Genomic DNA, 25,057 nt, shown 5'->3' with positions numbered 1-25,057 from the left:
GCCTCCTGGAAGAGTATTTTAGCACCTTTTTTAAGGGTGGCAAAATAGCAGCAAAATATGCGTATTTATGGCAGGCTGACTGCACATGCCGGGATTAGAAGGCATCTTGCTGGGGTAGAGCAGGAGAAACAGCCAAGATGAAATCATTTTAGAAAGAAGGGTGCATATGAAGAAATTTTACATCCTGCACAGCATCAGCTGCCTGGCATTCCTTTTCGTTTTATGGGCTTCTTTTTTGTCTCCAGTATCAGAGAGCGGGGATAACAGGCAGATGAATGAAACGCTATTCCAGCCGGCGCCCTATGCTTTTTCCATCTGGGGGCTGATATATGTGCTGATCGCCATCTGGCTGGTCAGGGGATTTCTCTCATCAGGAGATGAAAGGGAGCTTTATAGGGACACAGCACCTTGGTTTTCAATCAGCGCCGTCTTGAGCGGGCTGTCGATTACAGCTGGATTGGCTGTAAAAGGTCTAGATGCCATTCTGCTCATTGCTTCACTGGCAGCACTTTGTATGGTTTATGTAAAAATCAAGAAAAGCCAATACCATCGGACTTTTTTCAGAGTTCCGTTCTCATTCTATCTTGGATGGACCTCCATTGCTGTTATTGTGATTATCTTTCAGCAGTTTACAGACTTTGGCATCGGGGAGTTCCTTGCTATAGGAGAGCTGGGGTGGACAAACATCATGCTTATTGCGGGAGCTTTGCTTGCTATTGGCTTTATGCTGCTGCAAAAAGATATCATCTACCCGCTCGTATTCATATGGGGATATATTGGGATTGCGGTTGAGCAGCGCGGGCAGGCTTCAGTGGTCTGGACTGCTGCTGATTGCTGCTGCTGGGTTGATTTACATTTTTAGAAAGAACAATAAAGCGGGAAATCAGGCAGAGCAGAAAGTATAGTTTGTCTCTTCCGGCCCAATAATAAGCGTTAGAAACTGAGTTGGAAGGAGCTTTGCCTACATGAAAAACCTTCGTTTTTTATTGAAAGATGGAGCGGAAAGTGCGCAGATTGCAAAAGACCTCCGCGTCCAGCTGGATGTCAACCGCTATCAGAATGTGAGTGTAACACCGGTCACGGGCAGAAATGAAGTGATTGTCCAGGTTCCTGATGAAAGCGGCATGATCGAAGAAACAATTGAGAGCTTCATGAAGGATTATCAGACCGGCGAGATGCTGGAGTAGTAATTGGCCCCCTTTCTGCAAGGGGGTTTTATTTTTAGCGAGAACTATCACTGGATAAAGGCCTTAATGCTGGCAGGCCCCTCCTAAGATTGCTTATAATGAGGTTAATATATTCAGGGGAGGCATTCGTGTGAGAATAGGGATTGATGCTGGCGGGACTCTGATTAAGATCGTTTACGAAGAAAATGGCCTTCATTTTAAAAGAATTGAATATAATGAGGCTGAGCAGGCGCTGAATTGGCTTAAGACGTTGGCTCCTTCTGCGGATTATGTCCTTACTGGCGGTAAAGCCGCCATCCTTAAGGAGGCCTTTTTTCCCGAAGCCGCTATCATCCCTGAATTTACGGCCACTTGTGAAGGGGCTCTCCATCTGATCAAGGAAGCGGGCCACCCGCATAAAAGATTGCTGCTCGTTAACATCGGCACAGGGACTTCCTGGTATAAAATAGAGGATGGAAAGCATGAAAGAATCCTGGGCAGCGGTGTGGGCGGAGGTACTTTTATGGGGCTTGGCAGGATTTTCACTGGAAAAGCGGACCATCAGAGGCTGGCCGGGCTGGCAGCTGAAGGTAACAGGGAAAAGGCCGACCTGCTGGTGAGCGATATTTATGGAGACAGAAGCTGGCTTCCTTCGACAGCAGGCCAGAATAAAAGGGTAAAGGATGTTGAAGCTCCTATTGACGGCAAGCTGACGGCAGGCAATTTTGCCAATATCACGGGTGAGCCTTCCGAAGAGGATCTTATGGCAGCGGCTGCTAACATGATTGCCGAAACAACGGTTCTTTTGACCAAAGGGGCTGCTGATATCCATCATTCTGAAAAGATTTATTATATCGGAAGTTCCCTGCAGGGTAATGAAATACTGAAAAAGGGACTTCTTACATACAGCAGGATGACAGGCCTGGATGCCGCCTTTCTGCCTAATGGGGAATACAGCGGTGCACTTGGTGCGTACTTATCCAGTTGAAATGATAAATTAATGAATTAAAGTAGGTGCACATTTGTGGGAAAGAAATACTTTACGATTGGTATGGCCGGCCATATTGACCATGGCAAAACATCGCTGACCAAAGCGTTGACCAATATAGATACAGACAGGCTGAAGGAAGAAAAAGAAAGGCAGATATCCATTGAGCCGGGATTTGCTCCCTTGTATGAAGATGAGGATTTGGAAGTATCTGTTATTGATGTCCCAGGGCATGAGCGGTTCATCAGGCAGATGATTGCCGGAGTTGCGGGCATTGATCTTGTGATCCTCGTCGTTGCAGCCGACGAGGGTGTGATGCCGCAGACAAAAGAGCATCTCCAGATTCTTGGGTTCCTTGGCATTGAGAAAGGAATCGTCGTTATCTCTAAAGCTGATCGGGTGGATGAAGAATTCATCGGCCTTGTTGAGGAGGAGATTCTGCTGGAGCTTGAAGGAACGGTCTTTGAAGGCTCGCCTTCGGTTCTCGTGGACAGCCTTTCTCTAAGAGGGATAGAAGAACTGAAAGTGCTGATTGAGGATGAACTCAAAGAAATCACCCCCCGCGGCACAACAGGCGCCTTCAGGCTGCCGATCGATCAGGCCTTTTCGGTAAAGGGGCAGGGGACTGTGGTCCGCGGAACCGTCTATGAAGGATCTGTTGAAGAAGGCCAGCAGCTGAAGATCCTGCCCTCAGGCATTGAAACGAGGGCAAGGCAGATCCAGGTGCACCGGAAGCAGGCAGAAAAGGCATTTGCAGGGCAGCGGACAGCCATCAACTTATCCGGGGTCGCAAAAGAAGATGCCGCCAGGGGGCAGGTCCTTGTCTCCGCTGACAGTTTTACAGTGACAAATGTGTTTGATGCAAGCATCAGGACAGCAGAGGGGCTGGAGTCTGCCATCAAGCAGCGGATGCCTGTCAAATGCCATATCGGAACTGCAGAAGTGATGGGCCGGATTGTATTTTTTGACCGCAACGAGCTCAAGGAAGATAAAGAAGAAATCTTGTGCCAGATCAGGCTGGACGAAGAGGTGGTTACAAAGCGGGGAGACCGGTTCATCCTCAGGAGGCCCAGCCCGGCTGAAACCATCGGCGGAGGATGGGTCATTGATCCTCATGGCCGGAAATATAAGTTTGGCAAGCATACCGTTGAGCTTCTCGATAAGAAAAAACAAGGTTCTCCCCACGAAAGGATCAGCGATGCCCTTAGAATAAACAGCAGCATGAAGCCTTCAGAGCTTGCCCATTTAACCGGTGTGGACGAAGAAACTGTCCTGCAGGTGCTTCAGGAAGACGGCTTTGTAAAAATCGGGCCCAATGACTTTGCTCACAGCGAAACGGTGCAGAACGCCTTCATGGAAGCAGCAGGGAAGCTTGGCGAATTCCACTCTGCTTTTCCGATGAGGAAAGGGATCCTTAAAGCAGAGCTGGTCCAGTCGCTGGCTGGCACCTACGGCAAAAGCCTGGTGGGTTTTACGGTTGAAAAAGGGATCCTGGATGGAAAATGGATAAAAGAAGAGCAGTGGCTGTTTTCTTCAACCTTTGAAAGGAATATTCCGAAAAGCTGGCAAAAACGGGCTGGCAATATGCTGGACCAGTTAAGGGAAGATGGACTGCAGGTTCAATACCTAGACGACTACTTCGCCAAATCGGGTATTCCGGGAGATTTAAAGCCAGATATGATCCGCTTTCTGACAGATACTGATAAAATCGTGCCGATTGATGGCCAGTATTACTATCATGCAGACATTTTCAATGAAGCGGTTGAAAAGCTGAAGGCTGGAACCGGAGGCAGCTTTGATGTAGGTGTGGCTAAAGATCTTTTGGGCTTATCGAGGAAATATATCATCCCTCTCCTTGAGCGGCTTGATGAGCTGAAGCTGACCGTGCGGGAAGATAATAAAAGGATCTGGAAAAAATAGAGAAAAGCACCCAGTGAGGGTGCTTTTCTATTATTTTACTTCCTGTTCTTGATATAAATGAGGCGTTTTATGCTTTTTCCCTTTTTTCGGCTTAGGCAGCTTCCGGTCGAATTTTGCCTGATCATAAATTGCTGATCCCACAATTTCAGCTACATCCTGAAGCTTGTCCTTGCTGATTTTATCAATGGTGTCTTCCGGTGTGTGGTACCATGGCTCACTCGGGCTGTGGATGAAAAGTGCTGCCGGAATCCCTGCTTCTGCAAAAGGCACATGGTCGCTCCGTCCTCCCTGTCCATACGGTGTTGCTGTGCCATTCAGCTTTAAGCTGGATTTCTGGGCAAGTTCTGTCACCAGATTCGGTTCGCCATCAGCCGTCAGCATCACCAGGTCGCCTGCATCCCTGCTTCCGACCATATCAAGGTTGAAATTGGCAATGATGCTATCCTGCTCCTTGTCTGACAGATTCTCTACATAATGACGTGATCCAAGCAAGCCGAGCTCTTCAGCACCAAATGTGACAAAGCGGATTTCTGAATCAGTGGGAATATTTTTGAACACTCTTGCCAATTCCAGTGTCATCGCTGTGCCTGATGCATCATCATTCGCTCCCGGTGCACCTGCGACAGAGTCATGGTGTGCGCCAAGCACAATGACTTCTCCTGTATCTTTCTTCTTATTAGTTGGTTTTTTAACGGCAATTACATTATGAGATGTTTTTTCACCGGCGTCAGCTCCCTCAATGACAAGGTTTGCTGTGAAGGTTTCTCCCTCTGCAAGTCTTGCTGACAGGCTTTCACCTTCAGCTTTTGATAAAGCTGCAGCAGGTATGTACTCCTCATTGGCTTCTCCAAGTGTCCCGCTGAGAGGGCCATCAGCATTATTATAGATCAGAACGCCTGCAGCACCTTGTTCAGCTGCATTCAATACCTTTTCGGCAAAGCTGATTTCCCCTCTTTGGATCAGTGCAATCTTACCCTCCAGATCAGCAGCTGCAGCGTCCTCCTTTGTTCCCAGGCCTGCTTCTGCCAATTCAGCAGTGACATTCCCGTTGACTGTATAAGTGAAAGGGGCAGGGGATAATGGCTCTTCCGCTCCCTGGACGGTTAATTCAATCTTCTCAGGCGGCGTATAGCCATAGAAGGTGAAAGGCTGGATTTCTGTTTTATAGCCATAACTTTCGAATTTTTGCTTTATATACTGTACTGCCTGATCTTCTGACGCAGTTCCTGCCACGCGCGGAGACTGCGAGAGATCTGTGATGGATTGATAGATTTTTTCCGCTGATATCCTTTTGATAAGACTATTCTCAAGGCCATGAATAGCTTCCAGCTTCGGAGCTTCCTTTGGCTGGGCCAGCGCAGGAACATGTACTGCCCCAAAGGCCAAAACGCCTGCTAATGACATAGAAACAAAAGTTTTTTTCATAGTATTCCTCCCTGGATAAAATTAATAGGCAACTAATAGTCTAGAATATTCTCAATTTTTCTATAAGGTAAAAAACTCCTGCATTTTTTAGTCCTTTGCATTCATTTTTCGGCCGGCATCCTGCTGGAGCGACTATTTAATCAGGAGGTGCTGACTAGAAAATTCATTAAGGAATAAATTTCCTTCCGGATATTGTCGTAAAATTTGAGTCTTAAGAAGGTAGAAATTATTTTTGTATAAGTTTAGAAGATGAAAGCATGGGGTATATAACCTATTTGTTTGTGGGAAATAGAAGATGATATTCCTTAATTAACCTATAAAAATAGTTAATTCCAAGCACTCCATTTTTTACACATACTATTCTAGTGTAATGATTACTAAAATTAGGATGTGAAAGAAATTAAAGGAGTGTACACCATGAAAAAACAACTTATAACAATTGCAGCCGCAGCAGGCTTGATGCTGACTCCTTTTCAAGGTTCAGCAAGCGCACATGAAAAGACACATAAAGTAGCCTCCGGAGATACGCTTTGGAAGATCTCGAGGCAATACAATATAAATGTAGGCGAGCTTCAAAGCTGGAATAAGCTTAGCGGTGCTGTCATCTATCCGGGGCAGGAGCTTTCCGTCATTGCTCCGCACAGCCACACATCTCAGCCTGCAGCATCAGGCACCACAGTACATACTGTGCAGGCAGGGGACACGCTATGGGGAATCAGCCTGAAATACGATGTCAGTGTCGCATCCCTAAAGCAATGGAATCGTCTGTCAACTGATACGATTTATAAAGGCCAGAAGCTCTCAATCAGCGCTTCTGCAAGCAGCTCTGCCAATGCTCCAGTGCTGAATCCGGCACCAGCCCAAACAGGGTCAAGTTATACTGTGCAAAAAGGAGATTCGCTTTGGAGCATTAGCAGCAGGAACAATACCTCTGTACTTCAATTAAAAGCATTGAATAATCTATCCAGCGATACAATCTATGCAGGGCAGAAGCTTCAATTGAATGGCACAGCAGCAGCTGCAAAGCCTCCAGCACCAGTATCTGTTTCCTCCAAAGCCGATGCGATTATCAGCGAAGCGAAAAAGTATATCGGCGTCCCGTACAAATGGGCAGGAAGCACACCGGCAGGTTTTGACTGCAGCGGCTATATCAACTATGTCTTCAAGCAGTCGGGAGTATCAATCCCAAGAACTGTTGCAACGATCTGGGGCGCCGGAAAAGCGGTATCTTCACCGTCACCGGGAGATATCGTCTTCTTTGAGACCGGGACAGGCCCTTCACATGCAGGCATCTATCTTGGCGGAAACAAATTCATCCATTCTGGCTCTTCCACGGGTGTAACAATCAGCGATATGAATTTATCTTATTGGAAGACTAGGTATCTTGGGGCAAAGTCTTTGCTGTAATGGGCTGCAAGTATTCTAGTGTTGAAGCTTTGCAGTGTTAAGCTACGGGCAAAAAGAAAAAAATCGGAGAAAGATACAATTAGCTGCAATAAAATTTATGGGAATTACATTAGACAGGCTCTTTTCGAAAGAGCTGTCTTTTTTTATAATAATTCAGCTGCAAAAGATTCCTTCATATATCCCTTTTAATCAGAAACGCCATTTTATTTACCTGAAATTTTACAGCCAGCACGCTAAGCAGCTTCATTCTAGACTGAATAAACAATTTCCTAGTATAATAAGAAACAAGATGTAAGGCATATTTCCAGATGATGCCCCGCATCTTTTTTTATATTTATTTGTATACGGCTTTATTCAACAGCATTGTTTAACACAGCCTTATATATAGAAAGGACTGACAAAGTGCCGGTTAAAAGATCAGGCTTCTGGATTTTTATATTGATTGCCGGGATAATTTATCTGCTTTTTCTCATGAAGGCAGAGCAATTTCCGGAAATTGATTTTCATATTGATATGGATAATGGCTTTGATGAGGATGCGCCCCTGCCGGTCCAGCTTCATCCGGTGGTAAGTGCCAAAAAGGATGAACTGATCAGCCTGGCGGCGGATAAAGGGATCAATATTGTCATTACACAGGATTTCCGCAGCATTGAAGAGCAGAATGAATTATACGCAAAAGGCAGGACGGCAGAAGGAGAAATCGTGACAAATGCCAAAGGCGGGGAGTCATACCATAATTTCGGCCTCGCCATTGATTTTGCCCTTCTTTCCTTAAACGGAGCTGTCATATGGGATATGAATTATGACGGCAACGGCAATTCCCGTGCTGACTGGGATGAGGTCGTCGAGATCGCAAAGGGTCTCGGATTTGAATGGGGCGGCGATTGGCGCAGCTTCAAAGATTACCCTCATCTGCAATATGATTTCGGGCTGAGCATATGGGAGCTTCAGAGAGGGAAGAGGCCTCCTGAGGAGGAATAAAAAGGAGGATGCGCCGAAACGCATCCTCTTTTGCATTAGTTGACAAGCTCAGATTGTACATAATGGAACAGCAGTCTTGCTGTGTTGTCCAGGGATTCCATGTGGGTCCTCTCATAGGCATGCGAGGAGTCGATCCCCGGACCGATCAGTCCGTGAATAATATCATGACCGGAACGGATGGCAGCAGAAGCATCAGACCCATAATAAGGGTAGATGTCAAGCTTGTAATCGATATGATTGTCCTTTGCAATCTTAACAAGATTCTTCCTCAATCCATAATGATACGGACCGCTTGCATCTTTCACACAGATGGACACCGTATATTCATCTGTTGACTGGCCTTCACCCATCGCGCCCATATCGACAGCCAGGTATTCAACAGTCTCCGGTGTAATATTGGAGTTTCCGCCATAGCCGATTTCCTCGTTGTTCGAAATCAGGAAGTGGGTCGTGTAAGGCAGCTCGATATTCTTTTCTTTTAAAGTCTTGATCAGCTGAAGCAGGATCGCGACGCTGGCTTTATCATCCAGGTGGCGCGATTTGATATATCCGGATTCTGTTTCCTGGACACGCGGATCAAAAGATACAAAATCTCCCACTTCAATGCCAAGAGCAAGTACATCCTCTTTGCTGTGAACCTTTTCGTCTATGCGCACTTCCATGTTCTGCTGATTTCTTTCAGCTTTCGCAGCATCCTTATACACATGTACAGAGGTTTGCTTCATGAGGATGGTGCCGGTATATTTATTTCCTTCTGCCGTTTCAATCTCGCAGTATTCGCCTTCAATCGAGTTGTATGTAAATCCGCCGATCAAATCGATTTTAAGCCTGCCATTTGGTTTGATTTCCTTTACAATCGCCCCTAATGTGTCAACATGAGCCGTAAGCATCCGGTGCTGCTTTTCATTTTTTCCTGGAAGTGTGGCGATCAGGCCGCCTTTCCTGTTCTGGTATGTATGTACGCCAAGCTGTTCAAGATAGTTCTGGACAAAGGAAATTACTTCGCTGGTATTCCCGGATGGACTGGGTATGGAAACGAGTTCCCTGATCAGGTCTGCCGTTTGCTTTACATTGCTGTTAGTCAAAAGATCACTCCTAATATGATTGGATTCCTTTCCATTATACTAGGAAAAAAACTTTTGTTAAATCTGATGATATTCAGGTTTTCCAGATTATGATTGAGTGAAAAGGTTAATATTTAGTAAGATGAGAGTAACGCTTAGAGGTTTATCGGAGGCAATATGAAGAATTCTAACATGTTTATGCAGCTGTTTTATCAATCCAGGATCCCGCAGACTGTAGTGATCGGCCATATAGACCAAGTGATTGTAAATGAGGCATTCTGCAAATTTCTCGGCTATTCAATGGAAGAGTGGGCAGGCCTTACAATTGAGGACATAAGCCACCCGGATGATTATAAAAAAGATTTGGAGCTGCTCAATGAAATCCTGGACGGAAAACGGACAGAATATGAGCTGGAAAAGCGTTACATTTGCAAGGATGGCTCACATAAGACAGGGCAGCTCAATCTATCCCTTGTTAAGGGAGAAAGTGCCGATGATCAATATATGTTCGGCCAGATCGTGGATATTACCGAACAAAAGCGATTGGAAAGTAAAAGAGAAGAAAGCGAGCAGAATTACCGGCTTCTGGCAGACAATATCTCTGATTTGATTATCCTGCACAAATATGACGCTACGTATTTATATGCTTCACCATCAGTGAACCGGATCTTGGGGTATGAGCCTGACGAGATGCTGGAGCTGAATGCCTTTAAGCTCATTCATCCTGATGATATCGAAGAAGTCCGCAGAAGATATCAGCTTATGCTGAGAATCGGAGAGCCGTTATTGATCACTCATCGTGTAAAAAAGAAGGATGGGAGCTACATCTGGATGGAATCCCATGTTAAAGGAATAGATGAATATACATTTGAAAGCGGCGCTCAGATTTTATCCGTTTCCCGGGACATTCAGCAAAGGATTGAGACCAATGAACTGCTGAGAAGGTCAGAAAAGCTGGCTGTTGTAGGCCAGATGGCTGCTGCAGTTGCACATGAAATCAGGAATCCGCTGACGCCTATCAAGGGATTCATGCAGCTGTTTTCAGATGGCCGGAGCTTCAATCCTGCTTTTTCTTCCATCATCATCAATGAAATCAACAGAATAGACAATATCATCACTGAATTTCTGGCTCTTGCAAAGCCCCACAGCACAAAGGTCGAAGTTCTTGATTTAAATGATGTCATCAGGCATGTTGTTGACCTGATGATGCCGCAGGCGCTCATGAACAATAAAGAACTCACATTCGAGCCAGGAAATGGACCGTATCCACTGCTTGGAGATCCTAATTCATTAAAGCAGCTTTTTATCAATATCATTCAAAATGCGCTTGATGCCATCGAAGAAAAAGGGAGCAGCATCATTAGCACGGTAAAGGCGGATGGGGAGTTATGCGCCATCATCAAGGACAGCGGATGCGGCATCCCGGCAGAAAGGCTTGCAAACCTGGGAGAGCCTTTTTATTCAACAAAGGAGAAAGGAACCGGCCTTGGCCTGATGACAAGCTACAAAATCGCTGACGATCATCATGGGAGGGTGAAAGTCGAAAGCGATGAGGGCAAAGGGACTACGGTAAGAGTATATTTTCCGGTCCACGGTATGTGAAAAAACCTCGAAAAAGAACAAGAACCGCCTGGCTGCGTCTCCAGGCGGTTCTTGTTCTATCTATCATTCTTTGTTTCCAATTGAGCCTGCCAGGTGGCGGAGCCTGTAGAACTTCCAGAAATCCCTCACAATCACCTTAACAACAGAATAAAATGGAATGGCCACCAGAATGCCGATGAAGCCATAAAGGGAACCTGCCACCAGCAGGACAAGGATGACTGTCAGCGGATGGATGTTCAGTCTTTTTCCCATTACCTGCGGTGTTATGAGATTCCCCTCCAGCTGCTGGACCGCAACAAGGACAATCAGGATTTTAATCACCATGAAAGGTTCCTGCATCAAACCGACAAAAATGGCAGGAATGATGCCTAGAAGCGGTCCGAGAAAAGGGACGACTGTCAGGAACGTGGCGAACAATGCCAGCACTAAAGCATAATCCAGGCCGATGATCAGATAACCGATATACATCAGGACACCATCGGCAAAAGCTATGATAAACTGGCCGATAATATAAGTTGATAAGGTTTTGTCGATGTCCAGCAAAATCCGGTTGCCTTCTATTTTATGCTCATCCGGTATCCATTTCAGCAGTTTCGGCCGGAGTTTTTCGTCATCTTTTGAAAAATAGAAAAGAATGAAGGGAACAACTACCAGGACGGTTGCGATGCTGGTTATGGCTGAAATGATCCCGGTAAGGTTGCTGCCGACTGTATTAATGAATGATTGCGAATAGGAAAGGACCTTCTGCTCGATCTCCTCATAGGAAAGGAAGCCAAAGTCATTCTCATCCACCATTTCCTTTGTCTCTGATGTAAGATCCTCCATTTTGTCAGGGAAAGAGTCTGATATTTGGGTGATCTGTTCTGCTATCAGGCTTCCGCCGAAATAAAAAATTCCGGTTCCAATGCCAATCAGCGTACCGAATACAATAAGGATGGAAGCGGTCTTCGGCATATAGCCGCTCAGCCAGCGGATGACTGGCCTGAGGATATAATAAAGAAGACCCGATATCAGGATGGGGAAGAAAATGGTCGCCACAAGCTTCCGGAATGGCCAGATGAACCAATCGATCTTACCCAATAGAAAAATAACAACCAGCACGAGTATGGCTCCTGTTATATACATAAAAAACGGCTTTTTAATCCACATATTATCCCCCTGGAATCCCTGAATTCAATTGATAGTATCCTTCCTTTTTTCCCTTGCCGCCGGGACCGAAACCCCTTCTTTTATCGGCTTTTAAAATTATCCCTGTTTAGAAAGCGGCCCTATAAGGAATACAAAGAGAAATAAAAGAAGTAAAGGTGAACGGCAATGGACTTTTTTAAAGAATTAACAAGAGAAGAATATATTCAGTTTTTCTCCTGGTTTGCGGCTATTTGGCTTCTAAAGTTCATCCTGCAATTTTTTGCTGCAAGAAGGCGATGGGCCCAGCCGGAAGCAAAAGAAGGCATGCTCTCGGTCCTCAATTGGGCGGCCTTTTACGCTTCCCTGATACTGTTCCTGAACTTTTTTTCAACGCAGGACTGGCTGAATTATACGCTCTATCAGGCAGGGGACGTTAAAGTCTCACTGCGGCTGATATTTACGGCCTTCCTTATTGTTTCTCTGGCGAATAAGTTTGTCAGGGTTCTTACGCTGCAGATTCTGTCTTCTGTCTATGAACATTATCATGTCGACAGGGGGCTGAGATATACATTCAACCGCTTCATCTATTATGCGATCATGATAGCGGCGGTTGCCGTCAGCCTGACAACGGTCGGTCTTGACCTTACTGCGGCAGGAGCGGCTCTCGGGGTGCTGGGGATCGGAATCGGCTTTGGGATGAGGAATATTGCCGGCAACTTCATTTCAGGCATCATCATCCTGTTTGAACGGCCTGTGGAAGTAGGGGAACTGATTGAGATCAATAATAAAATCGGAACCATTGAAAGCATACGGCTTCGTTCCACGATAGTAAGAACTGCGAAAGAGGGAACGCTGATCGTTCCAAACCAGCATTTTATTGAACAGATCATCAAAAACCGGACTGGATCGGAAATGCTTGCTTCTGTGGAGGTCAATATAAAATTCGGAGAAGATACAGGCAGAATTGAAAACTTGCTGAAAGAGGCGGTCCTTCAGGAAGCTGATCATTTTTCAGCGTATTTAAAAGTAAACCTTGCTGAAATCAGGCTGGTTGACTTTAAGTATGATACGATGCTGTTTTTAATCGAGGTCCCGGTCAAAAATTTCGATACTAAGCAAAAATATGAAAGCCGCCTGCGCCATGCTATAGCCGGCATCTTTTATGAACATGATATCAGCCTTGCCTCCTTTCCTGCTGCAGAGAAAGAGGCAGGTATGTAAAACAGAGGCCAGGGCACCTGGCCTCTGTTTTTTGCAAGTAATCAAAACTAAAGCTTGCGGCCCAATAAAGCCTTCAAGCCGAGGAAAAGCAGGGCAGCTGCAAATATTATCATGGCTGTTACACCAACAGCGGTAATAAATGCGGCAAAGCCCCCTGTCACAAAAGCCAGTCCGGCTGTTTGAATCAGTGCATACCCTGCAAGGATGCAGGCAAGATATAGAAGGGGAAGCTGCTGCACTAAGAACACCTCCTTTATTTACAGTATATGTATCTACTAAATTGGAGGATTGGGTACTTTGTAATCGCTTACTATAATTTTATTGGTCGAAAAACGTCAATATTTGTAATCCTTTTGTTACATAACAAACATGTTTTTGTAAATTATTTTTCAGGAAGCATGTGAGAAACTAAGTTCATCACAAAACAGAGAGAGAAAATTACTTGGGGGACAACATGAAGAAGCTGATCACAAGCGTTTTTCTTTGCACTAGCCTGCTTTTTGCCGGATTGTTTGGGGGAGAAAATACAGAAGCGGCTTCCTATGGTTCTTCTGCGGCTGCAGTGGCCCAAAAATACATAGGAGTTCCTTATAAATGGGGCGGCACTTCGCCTAAGGGCTTCGACTGTTCCGGCCTTGTCGGATTCACCTACAGCAAAGCCGGAAAAAAGATTCCCAGAACTACCGGGCAGCTTTATAAAACGGGACAAGCCGTACAAAAGAAAAGCCTGAAAAAAGGGGACGTCGTTTTTTTCAGCACCTATAAAAAAGGTCCATCACATGTCGGCCTTTACCTTGGAGGCAACAAATTCATCCATGCGTCAAGCTCTAAGGGCGTTAAGATTGATTCTATGTCCAATCCTTATTGGAGCAAAGCCTATTATGGAGCTAAACGAATTTAATTATGATAACCAAGGGCGGGACAATCCCGCCCTTTTTGTTTGCCTGAATTCGGGAACATATGTGCTATAATGGTACTATCATAGATGGCAAGGAGACCTTGTGATGACTAAAAGCTGGAGAATTTCTGCCAGAAGCCTGGCGGAATATGTCTATCGTTCCGGAAGCATTGAGTCCGGGTTTGCAGCAGCTTCCTCGATGGCTGAAGGAACGAAAGCGCACAAGAAAATTCAGAGTACTTATAAGGAAGAAGATGAATATGAGGTTTTCTTGAAGGAAGCACTTCAGCATGAGGAGATTGAGTTCCTTCTTGAGGGGCGATGTGACGGGATTATTCAGGAGGATGGGGAACTGGTTGTAGATGAAATCAAGTCGACGGCAAAGGATTTGTCAGCTTTCGATGAAGATACCCATCCTGTGCATTGGGCTCAGGCAAGATGCTATGCTTTTATGCTTGCAAAAGAGCGCGGGCTTGAGAGAATCACCGTTCAGCTTACCTACTTGCAGATCCACACTGAAGAAGAAAAGCGCTTCAGGAAGGTGGAGACTTTATCCTTCCTCGAAGGTTATGTGAAGGGGCTGATTGCTGACTTTTATCCTTACGCACGGCTCATGCTCCATCATAGGGAAAAAAGGGATACCAGCATTAAAGCCCTGCCTTTTCCCTTTCCGGAATACAGGAAGGGACAGCGAAGGCTTGCAAAAGCTGTGTACAAATCAATTCTGGATGAAAAGGACTTGTTTGCCCAGGCGCCGACCGGGACAGGAAAGACCATTTCAACTGCTTTTCCCGCCATCAAGGCGATGGGAGAGGGGCTGCTGTCAAGGATGGTCTATCTTACAGCCAAAACTATCACAAGGCAGGCAGCCGAAGAAGCTTTTTCATTGATGCAGCAAAAAGGCCTCCATATGCACACGGTAACAATAACGGCCAAGGACAAAATATGCTTTCAGGAGCAGACGGTCTGCCAGAAAGAGCATTGTCCGTTCGCTGACGGGTTTTATGACCGCCTCAATGAAGCAGTCCTTGATATCCTCTCTCATGAATCCATCATTGACCGGAGTGTTATTGAAAAATATGCCATGAAGCACACAGTCTGCCCGTTTGAATTTTCCCTGGAACTTGCATATGCCGCAGACGCAGTCATATGCGATTACAATTATATCTTTGATCCCCGGGTGTCCCTGAAAAGGCTTCATACAGAAGGCAAGAAAAAGACAGCTCTTCTGATCGATGAGGCGCATAATCTGGTGGACCGGGCGAGGGATATGTTTTCGGCGGATCTGGGGAAGCAGAATTTCCTTCAGCTGAAAAGGGCTTATAAAAACACGGCCCCGCAGCTTTCTGCAGCAGCTAAAAAGATGAATGATGTTTTTATCTCTTTCAATAGAGAATTAAAGGAGGAAAGCTATCGCATTCACGAAGAGCTGCCGGAAAATCTGCTGGAGCATCTTGAGGACTTTGCTCATTGCTCAGAAAAGGAGCTGATCAGCGGCAGGGGAGATGAGGGCCAGGAACTGCTGCTTGATACTTATTTTTCTGTACAGGCTTTCCTGAGGATATCAAGGCTGGCAGATGAGCGATTTGTCATTTATACAGAAAAGTCCGGAAAGGATGTAGTACTCAAGCTGTTTTGTTTAGATCCATCCTATCTTGTCCAGAAAATGGGCAAGGGCTTCCGCAGCAAACTCTTTTTTTCGGCTACCTTCCAGCCATTCGATTATTTCAAGAACATGCTGGGCTGGAATGAGGATCATTATTCCCTGTCATTGCCTTCCCCGTTCCCGAAAGAAAATGCAGAAGTTCTTGCTTTGCCGCTTTCAACTAGATATAAGGACAGAAGCGCGACAGGTGAAGCTTTGATCCGATCGGTAGAAAAGCTGGCAGCTGAACGGCCCGGGAATTACTTAAACTTTTTTCCGTCTTACCAATATATGAGGGAAATCCATGAACAAATGAAAGAATCCAGCACTATCAGGATGATGGTACAGGAACAGGGGATGGCAGAGGGAGAAAAAGAAGAATTTTTGTCTTCCTTTAAGGAGGAACCTGAAGAAAGCCTTCTTGGGTTCGCTGTGCTGGGCGGAATTTTTTCAGAAGGGATCAACTTGAAGGGAACCCGGCTCGGCGGTGTCATTATTGTTGGTGTGGGGCTTCCACAGCTGAGTCTTGAGCGTAATCTGATTAAAGATTATTTTCAGGCTGAAGGAAAAAACGGCTATGATTATGCGTATACTTTTCCGGGAGCCAATAAAGCAGCCCAGGCTGGCGGGCGCCTCATCCGTTCAGAGGAAGACACAGGAACCATCCTGCTGATTGATGACCGCTTCCTTCAAAAAAGATATGAACAACTGCTCCCTGCAGAATGGTTTCCGCTAAAAAGGCTCACACGATAAAAAAGGCTTGCAGGAAAAAAAACATTTTTAAAAATAGTTAGACTAGTCAGTTGACAGAAAGCCGACCTTTGTTGTAGGATTACTATGAAATCAATTGAATATTTCTTATCGAGAGTGGTGGAGGGACTGGCCCTGTGATACCCGGCAGCCGCTGACTTAGTCAGAATGGTGCTAAATCCAGCAAAGCGCAATGCTTTGGCAGATAAGATAGAGGCATACAAACTTCTTCTTATCGGAGAAGTTTTTTTTATTGCTGACAACAAGGTGCAAGTGAGAGGAGAAGAGACAGATGAAATACGGATTTTGGCTGCCGATCTTTGGCGGCTGGCTGCGCAATGTAGAAGACGAGAAGATGCCCCCGACCTTCAGCTATGCGAAAGAAGTCATCCAGGCAGCAGAGAAGTGGGGATATGATACCACATTAATAGCAGAACTTTACTTGAATGATATAAAAGGCCCGGAGCAGGATTCACTTGAAGCATGGTCAACTGCGGCCGCTCTTGCTGCGGTGACTGAGAAAATAGAAATTATGACGGCTGTCCGCCCAGGCTTCCATAATCCTGCGGTGACGGCAAAAATGGCAAGCAATATCGACCATATCAGCAATGGCCGTTTTACCCTGAATGTTGTATCCGCATGGTGGGAGGAAGAGGCGCGCCAGTATGCCGGCATCTTTACTGAACATGATGAGCGCTATGACCGGACAGAAGAATTCGTCAAGGTCATGAAGGGTTTATGGGAAGAAGAAACCTTTAATTTTGACGGCAGCTATTATTCTATTAAAAACGCCCATTTGTCCCCTAAGCCGGTGCAAAGGCCGAATCCGATCCTTTATGCAGGCGGAGAAAGCCCCCGCGGCAAGGAAGCAATTGTTAATCACTGCGATGCCTATGTGATGCACGGCGGGACAGTTGAAGAGGTAAAAACTAAAATTGATGACATGAGAGCACGCAGGCAGGAAAGCGGGAATGAGCCATTTAAGTCTTTTGGCATGGCAGCCTACATTGTCTGCCGCGACACAGAAGAAGAGGCGCAGGAAGAGCTTGCCCGCATCACCAATGTAAAAGAATCAAGCGGCTATGCAGGCTACAAAGATTTTGTAGGCAAATCGCAGCTTGAGCAGCAGGTAAAGCTGTACGATTATTCCGTTTCCAACCGGGGCCTCAGGCCAAATCTGATCGGAACCCCTGAACAGATTGCTGAACAGATTATTGCTTATGAAGAAGCCGGCGTCGATCTGCTTCTGCTTCAGTTCTCTCCACAGCTGGAGGAAATGCAGAGATTTTCGGAAAAAGTCATGCCGCTGGTTGAAGCCAAAAGGAAAATCTTAAAGTAAAAGAGGGAGAACATATGAGCAAAATACACATCATACACGAAAACAGCGAATGGACTGCCCATTTGACAAAAAGGCTGGAAGAGCTGGGTCTTCCTTATGAGGAATGGTTTTTGAATGAAGGGATTGTTGACCTGACCAGTGCACCTCCGGAGGGGATTTTCTACAGCAGGATGAGCGCATCTTCCCACACAAGGGGGAACCGCTTTGCACCGGAGCTGACGGAATCTGTCCTGTCATGGCTTGAGCAGCATGGCCGCACCGTTTTCAACGGAAGCCGCGCTTTAAGGCTGGAGGTCAGCAAAGTCAATCAATATACAGCGCTGAATGCTGCAGGAATCGCCACTCCGAAAACAATAGCAGCTGTCGGAAAAAATCAAATTCTTGAAGCAGCTGTAAAGCTCGACAGCGCTCCGTTCATCACGAAGCATAACCGCGCAGGCAAAGGGCTCGGCGTCCAGCTGTTCCATTCTCTGGACGCATTGAGGGAATATGTCGAAGGGCCGAATTTTGAAGAGCCTGTCGATGGCATCACTCTGATCCAGGAATATATTGAGTCGCCAGAATCATATATTACCAGATGCGAATTCGTGGGCGGAAAATTCGTCTATGCCGTCCAGGTGGATACATCAGAAGGCTTTGAGCTTTGCCCGGCCGATGCCTGCCAAATCGGGGATCTGTTCTGTCCTGTTGGCGAAGAGGTGGAAGAAAAGCCAAAGTTTAAGATCATTGAAGGCTTCAACGACCCGATCATTGAAAAATACGAAACCTTCCTCAGGAATAACGGCATTCAAATCGCCGGCATTGAATTTATTAAAAATGCCAATGGGGATATTTATACGTATGATGTCAACACAAACACAAATTATAATTCTGACGCAGAGGCAAAAGCAGGCAAATACGGCATGCTTGAAGCCGCCAAATTCCTCGGTGCCGAGCTTGAAAAAGAACAGGCTAAGGTTAGGGAATACAGCAGAGTGTGATAATAATAGAAGAAGGCCGCTCATTTGGGAGCGGCCTTTTTTGATAGTGTGACTTCAATTCCGGATGGAAGGAGCAGGATAGTGAAGGAATGGAGTGGGTTGCCAACAAAAAATTAATAAGCGGAGATTTTCCGGTTAAATTGATAATAGGGCTCGAAAGGGTATAAATAAGCGGGGATTTTCCGGTTAAGCGAAGCAAAATGGTGAATTTTCCTTTTTTTCGGGTCGATAGCCGGAATTTCTCCCTCTATTTAAGCTGTTTTTAGAGCTCTTTTGAAATTAACGGGAATTTCTCCGCTAATTTGTCAAACCGCGCTGAACCTCATCCTGTCCCTGGAAGGCCAGCTCTTTTAGTAGGGTGGGGTGGGGAAAAATTGCTCTTTTAGCTGGTATTCCTGCCTCACAACAAAATCGTTAATTGAACATACGGTTGCTTATCTTCAACAAAGTGCAATCTCTATAAAAAAAGCTCAGAGCATTATAGCTCCGAGCTTTTTGTGTGCTAATTTCACTGCTAAAGAGTCTGCTGCAAGTACTGCCAATTCGGACTTTATACTGACAGAACCCGAAATATTTTATACAACAGCTTTCTTCAACCCATTTGCCATTATAATTTCCAGCTTAGGATGGAAATACTGCACCACTAGGCCGAGTGTCAGTGTGACCAGGATGGTTCCAGGGCCGATCGCTCCCTGGAAAAGAAACGCCAGAATAAGGGCAAATCCTTCACTGGCTATACGGGAAGTCCTTAAAGAAAGGCCAAACCTGGTGTGAACGGCGACCATCAAGGTATCCATCGGGCTTGGAGGGAATTTTGCCTGAAGGTAGACGGCGATCCCCAGACCCATTGTCAATATGCCTGAGAGCAAAGTACAGGACTGGGTGAGCAGCATGCTTGGAGAAAAGTCCTTGAATACTGCCAGCAGCCAGAAATCAATCAAAGCACCAATGACCAGAATGGTTCCTGCCGCCAGGATTTCCGGCTTTTTCTTCAATAATATAGAGTTGATGATGATCAGAGCAATTCCATTTATGAATACACAAGTCCCTACGGTCAGCCCGAAAAGATGGGACTCGCCAACTGCCAGTGCATCCCAAGCAGAGGCGCCGAGGGCAGATTTGATAATAAGCGCCACACCTAACGTGAGGACAAGCAGCCCTGCTGCAAAAAATAAAATTCTTTCCTTCATGTTGTTCTCCTTTATCAGGCTGTTACACCTTATTTTCCTGTTTTAGCCGCATGAGAGAAAGCGGATTCATGCGGAAGATACATTGTATCATCACCATTTGCCTTATGAAAAGATTAATTTTTTCCCAACATAAACTTTGCTTCAAATTTGATGAATGTTTTCAAGTGGGTTAAAATATGGTATAGTATTTAACATTCGTTCACTATTAATTAACGAATCTTTTACAAAAACTAGGTTCTGAGCCCGTGGGTTTGGAGTATAACGTTTTTCCGAACTTAGCGGCTGCTAAGTTTTTCTAGTTTTGGCAGGAAGTATGAAATAGGAATTTGTGCTCTTGCAATAACTTTACAAATTAAGAGGTGTAAAAGGATGAAATCGATCTTAAAATCGCCTAAGGAGCTATTTAAAAACAGCATGAGCGTTTTTTTCCTGGCAGTTGTTTTGCTGTGGCTGAAAACATATGCTGCATACCAGATTGAATTCAATTTAGGAATCGACAACAGCATGCAGGAATTTTTGCTTTTCCTGAACCCGCTGAGCTCATCCCTTCTATTCTTGGGGATCGCACTATTTTTTAAAGGAAAGATACAGTCAGGCGTACTGATTGCTGTTCAGTTTCTGCTGTCTTTCCTGCTGTACGCCAATGTGGTGTACTACCGTTTCTTCAATGACTTTATTACAGTACCTGTCCTTATGCAGACAAAAACAAATGCCGGACAGCTTGGAGACAGTGCACTTTCGCTGATGTCACCGTTTGATATCCTGTACTTTGCCGACACGATCCTTTTGGTTGTGCTGGCAGCAGTCAAATGGTACAGACCGGCGAAGCATACACGGAAGAGAATGACGGCAAGCCTGGTGATTGCTGCTGCTGTCATCACATTCTTCATTAATCTTGGGCTTGCTGAAAAAGACCGTCCTGAACTCCTGACACGCTCATTTGACCGCAATTATCTGGTCAAGTATCTGGGCGCCTATAATTTCACGGTTTATGACATTATTCAAAATGCCAGATCTGCCAGTCAGCGCGCCATGGCAGACAGCAGTGATATCACAGAGGTTGAAAACTATGTGAAAGCCAATTATGCAGAACCGAATCCTGATTATTTCGGAAAAGCAAAAGGCATGAATGTGATCTATGTTTCACTGGAATCTTTCCAGACATTCCTGATCGACTATAAGCTGGACGGCCAGGAAGTAACACCGTTCCTGAATTCCCTGGCTCATAATGGACAGACTTTTTACTTTAAGAACTATTTCCACCAGACAGGGCAAGGTAAAACATCCGATGCCGAGTTCATGATGGAGAATTCACTGTATCCGATGTCCCAGGGGGCTGTTTTTGTCAACAAGGCCCAGAACACCTACCAGGCAGCACCTGCGATACTGAAGACGCGCGGCTATACGTCGGCCTCTTTTCACGGGAATTATAAAACGTTCTGGAACCGGAATGAAATTTACAAATCCTTCGGCTATGACCATTTCTTTGATGCCGAATATTACAACATGACAGATGAGAACACCAAGAACTATGGCCTGAAGGATAAGCCTTTCTTTAAAGAATCCATGCCGATGCTGGAAAGCCTGAAGCAGCCGTTCTATACAAAGTTCATCACTCTGTCCAACCACTTCCCATTCAAAATGGATGAAGGGGACACAGAATTCCAGCCGGCAGAAACAGAAGACAGTGTTGTTAACCATTACTTTACTTCTGCCAATTATATGGACCAGGCGCTTGAGCAGTTCTTTAACGACCTTAAAGCATCCGGCCTGTATGATAATACAGTGATCGTCATGTATGGTGACCATTATGGCATTTCTGAAAATCACAACCCTGCAATGGAGCAGGTTCTAGGCAAGGAAATCGATTCCTTTGAATATGCCCAGCTGCAGAGAGTCCCTCTTTTCATCCACGTACCTGGGGTAAAAGGCGGCGCGATGGACACATACGGTGGCGCGGTGGATGTAATGCCGACCCTGATGCATCTTCTTGGCGTCAGCACAAAAGACTATATGCAGATCGGTTCAGATTTATTGTCTGAAACCCACCGGGAAGTTATTCCTTTCCGCAACGGCGACTTCATCAGCCCGGAATACACTTCTGTTGATGAAAAATGTTACTCCACGGAAACCGGTGAAGAGCTTGAGGAAGGCAGTGCTTGTGTAAGGCTGTCAGAACAGGCGAAAAAAGAACTGCTGATGTCTGACAATATCGTGTACAAAGATCTGCTGAGATTCCACAATCCAGAAGGCTTTGAACCAATCAACCGCAAGGATTACAAATATATCAAAGAAGAGCCTGCCGAGGAAGCGAACCCAATGACAGGGCTTCAAAAATAAAACACCAAAAAGCAGAAGCCCCGGCTTCTGCTTTTTCCATGTTAGGATACTCCAAGGCAGGTGTAAATCCCCTTAAAATAGGGAAGCTATCTAAATAGCCACAGACTTTATATAACAGGAAGGAGAGGTAAACATGAGTGAATGCCAACTGAACCATTCAGCAGAAGATGTTAAAAATAAATATGAACAGCAAAAGGAACATCTCCCCAGCCAGCTCCAGCCGCTGATGGAAGAATTCCTGCAAAAAGAACACACACAGGAAATCCTGAATGACGTATTTCATCTATTGAAGAAATATGACCTGGCTTCTGAAGACGAGAAGGAAGAACGGGAGAGAAGGCTGTATTTGGTTGTTAATAATGTCTAACAGCAGATTAGAGAGCTGCTGTAATCGGGTTAAGAATGCATCATGTATTTTTAAATAGCCACAGTGATATGAGCAGCTATCTATGTTTGAAGAAGTGAGCTTCATACAGCTGCAAAATCGCCATATAATTAAAAAAGCCCTGGTGTTTGCAGTGGAAGGCACACAGACTCCTGCGGGAAATAGCGGAAGAGTTGAGACCCCGCAGCGCGCGGCGCGAGGAGGCTTAGGCTTCGCCCCGCGGAAAGCGAAGTGCCTGGAACGGAAAACACCAGCCCCATTTAAAAGTAAAACAAATTTTAAAACCATACTTATAATTTTCTGAGTATCAAAAAGAGCCACAATGGCTCTTTTTTGCTGTCTGTTAAAGGAAATTGCCGAAAATCGTCGAAGTTGTTAGGTGAGAAGCAAAAAAACGAATTTTTTCATTTTAACAAAGGAGTCTCCATGGAAGGTAATCAAGGTTTACACACAATAAGCACGGAAATCAAAGACCTGGAAAAAAGATTCAAGCAGGAGATAGAACCTTATCGCTCTTTACTGTGGAGATATTGCTACAGACTGACGGGCTCTCCATGGGATGCAGAAGACCTCGTCCAGGATACATTGCTGAAATCCCTGGCTATGCTCTCAAAGGTCTTTCAAGAGCTGAATGTAAAATCCTACTTATTCAAAATCGCCACTAATACATGGATCGATCAGCAAAGAAGAAATCGGATTGCCTATACAGATTCATACCCTGTAGAAATTCTGGAAAGCGGCAGCGAGAAGGAGCTTGAGATTCTCCCAGCCCTCGATTATCTGGCCCGCCAGCTGAGTCTGAAGCAATTTGTCTGCCTTCTGCTTACAGACGTTTTTCTTTTTACAGCAAAAGAGGCTGCAGATATCGTCAGTCTTTCGCCTGGTGCTGTCTATGCAAATGTACAGAGAGCAAGAGATGTGTTGAAGAATATCCCTGAAAGAGAGCAGAATCATAGACTGCAGGAAGGGATAGCTATATCTGCCTCACTTGACAAAACAATCAGCACCCTGCTCGAAGGCTTCCGAAGAAAAGACATGGCCATGATTGCTTCTCTTCTTGACGAGAATCTTCTCACAGATATTACCCATGCTGGAGTGGAATTTGGAAAAAGAGAAACAGAACGAAATTCGCTCAAAGACTGGGCAGAGGTGGTATCCAGGCAGGAAGGGGCCGAAGCCGCCATCACGACGCTATGGGGCAGGCAGGTCATTTTGGAGTTTGCTCTTAAATCCGGAGAGAAGCTGCTGCAGAACATTCACTTTATGGAACTGGAAAATGATAAAATAGTGTATTGGAAATTTTATTGCTTTTCCTGGGATTTAATGAATGCAGCTGCAAAAGAGCTGGATGTGAAACTGGGAGCTGAATATTTTTATCATATTTTTTAAATCCCGCGTATAATTTGGCATCTTTTTCCCGTTATAGATCTTGAAGAGCTGTTGTTCAGGTTCTATTTAAAAGACAGGGAGAGATGGGAAGATGAAAACACCTATAGTCAATAGGATGAATACCGTTTTTGTACATGTGGCAGATCTGGAAAAGTCAGCAGGATGGTACTGTAAGCTTCTTGGCCAGAAAGTCACAGAGCCGGTTGAGAACCCGGTATATAATGTAAAAATGAATGGGGCAACCGGTCTTACCCTGGATGCAGGACCTTACGGTGAAAGGGAAAGACCGCAGGCAGGGCTTTATCCATTGTTCAACCTGCATACTGAGGACATTCAAGAGGCATACAGCTGGATGGAAAGCGAGGGTTTTGCCGTTGACCCAGAGATAACCCGCTTTGACGATTTCAGCTTTTTCAACGTAAAAGATCCTGACGGCCATATCATTATGATTTGTACAGGATAAAAAGCATGGGGAGACAGAAAAAATGACAGAGATAATAGTAAGGCTGCCTGCGGTCGAAACTGCACAAATGCTCATCAATGAAAGATTCCCGGACTGCAGTGGGGCCATCCTTGGAGGAAGTGTCGTAAGGGGAGAAGCAACCTCCACTTCAGATCTGGATATCATTGTAATCTATGATAAAACTGGTTCTGTCAGAAGAGAATCCTTCTATTATAAAGGATGGCCGGTTGAGCTTTTTGTACACACCAAAGATTCGTGCAGGGGATATTTCCAGAAGGATGCAGAAAGGGCCAGGCCGACGCTTCCACGGATGGTGGCGGAAGGGTTGGTGCTTAGAGGTAAGGACTTTCTTGGCGGGGTTAGGAAGGAAGCTGCCGCCTTGATGGCTGCGGGCCCTGCTCTGTGGACAGATGCTGAGCTGACATTTAAGCGCTATTTCCTGACTGATGCACTGGAGGATTTCATCGGCAGCGCCAAAAGGCATGAATCTCTTTTTATTGCTGGAAAGCTGGCTGAGCTGGCGCATGAATTTCTTCTTAGAACCAATAAACAATGGATTGGCCAGTCTAAATGGATTTACAGGGAATTATCCTATTATGATCAAGCTCTGGCATACAGGTTTGCGGAATGCTTCGACGGCTTTTATCAATTCGGGGAAAAACAGCCCGTCATTGAGCTTGTGGATGACATCATGAAGCCATTTGGCGGCAGATGCTTTGACGGTTTTTCGCTAAGTGGGAAATAATCATAAGAAATAATAAAAAGGAATGAAAACC

Annotated in this window: 22 protein-coding genes and 1 riboswitch; of the genes, 17 read left to right on the top strand and 5 right to left on the bottom strand. The window is 45.4% G+C overall.

Translation table 11 applies throughout. The annotated features are described in order from the left end of the window. Window positions 1–166: 166 nt before the first annotated feature. From Q9R36_RS01625 to selB, 4 genes are all read left to right on the top strand, one after another. Entirely contained in the window at window positions 167–862 is a 696-nt protein-coding gene (locus Q9R36_RS01625; protein ID WP_311224430.1) for a hypothetical protein, read from the top strand. 103 nt (window positions 863–965) lie between these two features. Further along, on the top strand, window positions 966–1,187 hold the full coding sequence (locus tag Q9R36_RS01620; RefSeq protein WP_009791070.1) for a hypothetical protein: 222 nt from the start codon (window positions 966–968) through the stop codon (window positions 1,185–1,187). Between the two features lie 130 nt (window positions 1,188–1,317). After that, window positions 1,318–2,154, top strand: a complete 837-nt coding sequence (locus Q9R36_RS01615; protein WP_257964152.1) for an acetate and sugar kinases/Hsc70/actin family protein — start codon at window positions 1,318–1,320, stop codon at window positions 2,152–2,154. Between the two features lie 36 nt (window positions 2,155–2,190). Then, window positions 2,191–4,074: a selenocysteine-specific translation elongation factor gene (gene selB, locus Q9R36_RS01610; RefSeq protein WP_101547604.1), complete on the top strand. Its 1,884-nt coding sequence runs from the start codon at window positions 2,191–2,193 to the stop codon at window positions 4,072–4,074. A gap of 30 nt (window positions 4,075–4,104) precedes the next feature. Here the strand turns inward: selB and Q9R36_RS01605 are convergent, their stop codons facing one another. Next, window positions 4,105–5,499 (bottom strand): M28 family peptidase, encoded by a 1,395-nt coding sequence (locus Q9R36_RS01605; protein ID WP_101547605.1) that lies wholly within the window; start codon window positions 5,497–5,499, stop codon window positions 4,105–4,107. A gap of 417 nt (window positions 5,500–5,916) precedes the next feature. On the opposite strand from Q9R36_RS01605, the gene Q9R36_RS01600 reads away from it, so the two are divergent. Together Q9R36_RS01600 and Q9R36_RS01595 are read left to right on the top strand one after the other, a co-directional pair. Next, window positions 5,917–6,906: a C40 family peptidase gene (locus Q9R36_RS01600; protein ID WP_311224429.1), complete on the top strand. Its 990-nt coding sequence runs from the start codon at window positions 5,917–5,919 to the stop codon at window positions 6,904–6,906. Window positions 6,907–7,377: 471 nt separating this feature from the next. Then, complete coding sequence (locus Q9R36_RS01595; protein ID WP_232217729.1) at window positions 7,378–7,887, top strand: M15 family metallopeptidase; 510 nt, start codon at window positions 7,378–7,380, stop codon at window positions 7,885–7,887. Between the two features lie 35 nt (window positions 7,888–7,922). On the opposite strand, the gene Q9R36_RS01590 is transcribed toward Q9R36_RS01595, so the two are convergent. Further along, entirely contained in the window at window positions 7,923–8,972 is a 1,050-nt protein-coding gene (locus tag Q9R36_RS01590; RefSeq protein ID WP_224951828.1) for a M42 family metallopeptidase, read from the bottom strand. Window positions 8,973–9,128: 156 nt separating this feature from the next. Between Q9R36_RS01590 and Q9R36_RS01585 the strand changes: the two genes are divergently transcribed. Beyond that, window positions 9,129–10,553 (top strand): PAS domain-containing sensor histidine kinase, encoded by a 1,425-nt coding sequence (locus Q9R36_RS01585; protein ID WP_306009955.1) that lies wholly within the window; start codon window positions 9,129–9,131, stop codon window positions 10,551–10,553. A gap of 63 nt (window positions 10,554–10,616) precedes the next feature. Here Q9R36_RS01585 and Q9R36_RS01580 read toward each other — a convergent pair whose 3' ends face one another. After that, complete coding sequence (locus tag Q9R36_RS01580) at window positions 10,617–11,702, bottom strand: AI-2E family transporter (protein WP_101547611.1); 1,086 nt, start codon at window positions 11,700–11,702, stop codon at window positions 10,617–10,619. A gap of 165 nt (window positions 11,703–11,867) precedes the next feature. Between Q9R36_RS01580 and Q9R36_RS01575 the strand changes: the two genes are divergently transcribed. Further along, a complete protein-coding gene (locus tag Q9R36_RS01575) occupies window positions 11,868–12,902 on the top strand; it encodes a mechanosensitive ion channel family protein (protein ID WP_094767308.1) in 1,035 nt (344 codons plus the stop codon). A 47-nt stretch (window positions 12,903–12,949) separates the two neighbouring features. On the opposite strand, the gene Q9R36_RS01570 is transcribed toward Q9R36_RS01575, so the two are convergent. Beyond that, window positions 12,950–13,141 (bottom strand): hypothetical protein, encoded by a 192-nt coding sequence (locus Q9R36_RS01570; RefSeq protein ID WP_009791081.1) that lies wholly within the window; start codon window positions 13,139–13,141, stop codon window positions 12,950–12,952. Between the two features lie 215 nt (window positions 13,142–13,356). On the opposite strand from Q9R36_RS01570, the gene Q9R36_RS01565 reads away from it, so the two are divergent. The 4 genes from Q9R36_RS01565 (at window position 13,357) to Q9R36_RS01550 (ending at window position 18,514) form a co-directional block, all read left to right on the top strand. Continuing rightward, window positions 13,357–13,803: a C40 family peptidase gene (locus tag Q9R36_RS01565; protein ID WP_009791082.1), complete on the top strand. Its 447-nt coding sequence runs from the start codon at window positions 13,357–13,359 to the stop codon at window positions 13,801–13,803. A gap of 103 nt (window positions 13,804–13,906) precedes the next feature. After that, window positions 13,907–16,198, top strand: coding sequence for a helicase C-terminal domain-containing protein (locus tag Q9R36_RS01560; protein WP_311224428.1), 2,292 nt, complete (start codon window positions 13,907–13,909; stop codon window positions 16,196–16,198). Between the two features lie 102 nt (window positions 16,199–16,300). Further along, window positions 16,301–16,407, top strand: a riboswitch (SAM riboswitch). A gap of 80 nt (window positions 16,408–16,487) precedes the next feature. After that, entirely contained in the window at window positions 16,488–17,534 is a 1,047-nt protein-coding gene (locus Q9R36_RS01555; protein WP_009791620.1) for an LLM class flavin-dependent oxidoreductase, read from the top strand. Between the two features lie 14 nt (window positions 17,535–17,548). After that, a complete protein-coding gene (locus tag Q9R36_RS01550) occupies window positions 17,549–18,514 on the top strand; it encodes an ATP-grasp domain-containing protein (RefSeq protein WP_101547613.1) in 966 nt (321 codons plus the stop codon). 575 nt (window positions 18,515–19,089) lie between these two features. Here Q9R36_RS01550 and Q9R36_RS01545 read toward each other — a convergent pair. Continuing rightward, entirely contained in the window at window positions 19,090–19,704 is a 615-nt protein-coding gene (locus Q9R36_RS01545) for a YczE/YyaS/YitT family protein (RefSeq protein ID WP_094767304.1), read from the bottom strand. A 369-nt stretch (window positions 19,705–20,073) separates the two neighbouring features. Here Q9R36_RS01545 and ltaS point away from each other — a divergent pair, with 369 nt between their 5' ends. The 5 genes from ltaS to Q9R36_RS01520 all read left to right on the top strand — a co-directional run bounded on the left by ltaS (window position 20,074) and on the right by Q9R36_RS01520 (window position 25,026). After that, window positions 20,074–22,044: a lipoteichoic acid synthase gene (ltaS, locus tag Q9R36_RS01540; RefSeq protein WP_094767303.1), complete on the top strand. Its 1,971-nt coding sequence runs from the start codon at window positions 20,074–20,076 to the stop codon at window positions 22,042–22,044. Window positions 22,045–22,177: 133 nt separating this feature from the next. Beyond that, window positions 22,178–22,411, top strand: a complete 234-nt coding sequence (locus Q9R36_RS01535; RefSeq protein WP_009791624.1) for a hypothetical protein — start codon at window positions 22,178–22,180, stop codon at window positions 22,409–22,411. Window positions 22,412–22,855: 444 nt separating this feature from the next. Next, window positions 22,856–23,818, top strand: coding sequence for an RNA polymerase sigma factor (locus Q9R36_RS01530; RefSeq protein ID WP_101547614.1), 963 nt, complete (start codon window positions 22,856–22,858; stop codon window positions 23,816–23,818). Between the two features lie 91 nt (window positions 23,819–23,909). Continuing rightward, a complete protein-coding gene (locus Q9R36_RS01525) occupies window positions 23,910–24,281 on the top strand; it encodes a VOC family protein (RefSeq protein ID WP_101547615.1) in 372 nt (123 codons plus the stop codon). A gap of 22 nt (window positions 24,282–24,303) precedes the next feature. Next, entirely contained in the window at window positions 24,304–25,026 is a 723-nt protein-coding gene (locus tag Q9R36_RS01520; RefSeq protein WP_101547616.1) for a nucleotidyltransferase domain-containing protein, read from the top strand. Window positions 25,027–25,057 lie beyond the last annotated feature (31 nt).

This window comes from Bacillus sp. AG4(2022), from assembly GCF_031844465.1.
GTDB lineage: Bacteria > Bacillota > Bacilli > Bacillales > Cytobacillaceae > Bacillus_AB > Bacillus_AB infantis.
The sequence above is the reverse complement of the archived record's forward strand: the minus strand, read 5'-3'. Positions and strand labels throughout refer to the sequence as shown.

What these genes read in the sequence shown, in the direction of transcription:
- Q9R36_RS01625 (WP_311224430.1), top strand. Translation starts at nt 167, where the DNA reads ATGAAGAAATTTTACATCCTGCACAGCATCAGCTGCCTGGCATTCCTT.
- Q9R36_RS01620 (WP_009791070.1), top strand. Translation starts at nt 966, where the DNA reads ATGAAAAACCTTCGTTTTTTATTGAAAGATGGAGCGGAAAGTGCGCAG.
- Q9R36_RS01605 (WP_101547605.1), bottom strand. Translation starts at nt 5,499, where the DNA reads ATGAAAAAAACTTTTGTTTCTATGTCATTAGCAGGCGTTTTGGCCTTT.
- Q9R36_RS01600 (WP_311224429.1), top strand. Translation starts at nt 5,917, where the DNA reads ATGAAAAAACAACTTATAACAATTGCAGCCGCAGCAGGCTTGATGCTG.
- Q9R36_RS01595 (WP_232217729.1), top strand. Translation starts at nt 7,378, where the DNA reads ATGAAGGCAGAGCAATTTCCGGAAATTGATTTTCATATTGATATGGAT.
- Q9R36_RS01585 (WP_306009955.1), top strand. Translation starts at nt 9,129, where the DNA reads ATGAAGAATTCTAACATGTTTATGCAGCTGTTTTATCAATCCAGGATC.
- Q9R36_RS01580 (WP_101547611.1), bottom strand. Translation starts at nt 11,702, where the DNA reads ATGTGGATTAAAAAGCCGTTTTTTATGTATATAACAGGAGCCATACTC.
- Q9R36_RS01575 (WP_094767308.1), top strand. Translation starts at nt 11,868, where the DNA reads ATGGACTTTTTTAAAGAATTAACAAGAGAAGAATATATTCAGTTTTTC.
- Q9R36_RS01565 (WP_009791082.1), top strand. Translation starts at nt 13,357, where the DNA reads ATGAAGAAGCTGATCACAAGCGTTTTTCTTTGCACTAGCCTGCTTTTT.
- Q9R36_RS01560 (WP_311224428.1), top strand. Translation starts at nt 13,907, where the DNA reads ATGACTAAAAGCTGGAGAATTTCTGCCAGAAGCCTGGCGGAATATGTC.
- Q9R36_RS01555 (WP_009791620.1), top strand. Translation starts at nt 16,488, where the DNA reads ATGAAATACGGATTTTGGCTGCCGATCTTTGGCGGCTGGCTGCGCAAT.
- Q9R36_RS01550 (WP_101547613.1), top strand. Translation starts at nt 17,549, where the DNA reads ATGAGCAAAATACACATCATACACGAAAACAGCGAATGGACTGCCCAT.
- Q9R36_RS01545 (WP_094767304.1), bottom strand. Translation starts at nt 19,704, where the DNA reads ATGAAGGAAAGAATTTTATTTTTTGCAGCAGGGCTGCTTGTCCTCACG.
- ltaS (WP_094767303.1), top strand. Translation starts at nt 20,074, where the DNA reads ATGAAATCGATCTTAAAATCGCCTAAGGAGCTATTTAAAAACAGCATG.
- Q9R36_RS01535 (WP_009791624.1), top strand. Translation starts at nt 22,178, where the DNA reads ATGAGTGAATGCCAACTGAACCATTCAGCAGAAGATGTTAAAAATAAA.
- Q9R36_RS01530 (WP_101547614.1), top strand. Translation starts at nt 22,856, where the DNA reads ATGGAAGGTAATCAAGGTTTACACACAATAAGCACGGAAATCAAAGAC.
- Q9R36_RS01525 (WP_101547615.1), top strand. Translation starts at nt 23,910, where the DNA reads ATGAAAACACCTATAGTCAATAGGATGAATACCGTTTTTGTACATGTG.
- Q9R36_RS01520 (WP_101547616.1), top strand. Translation starts at nt 24,304, where the DNA reads ATGACAGAGATAATAGTAAGGCTGCCTGCGGTCGAAACTGCACAAATG.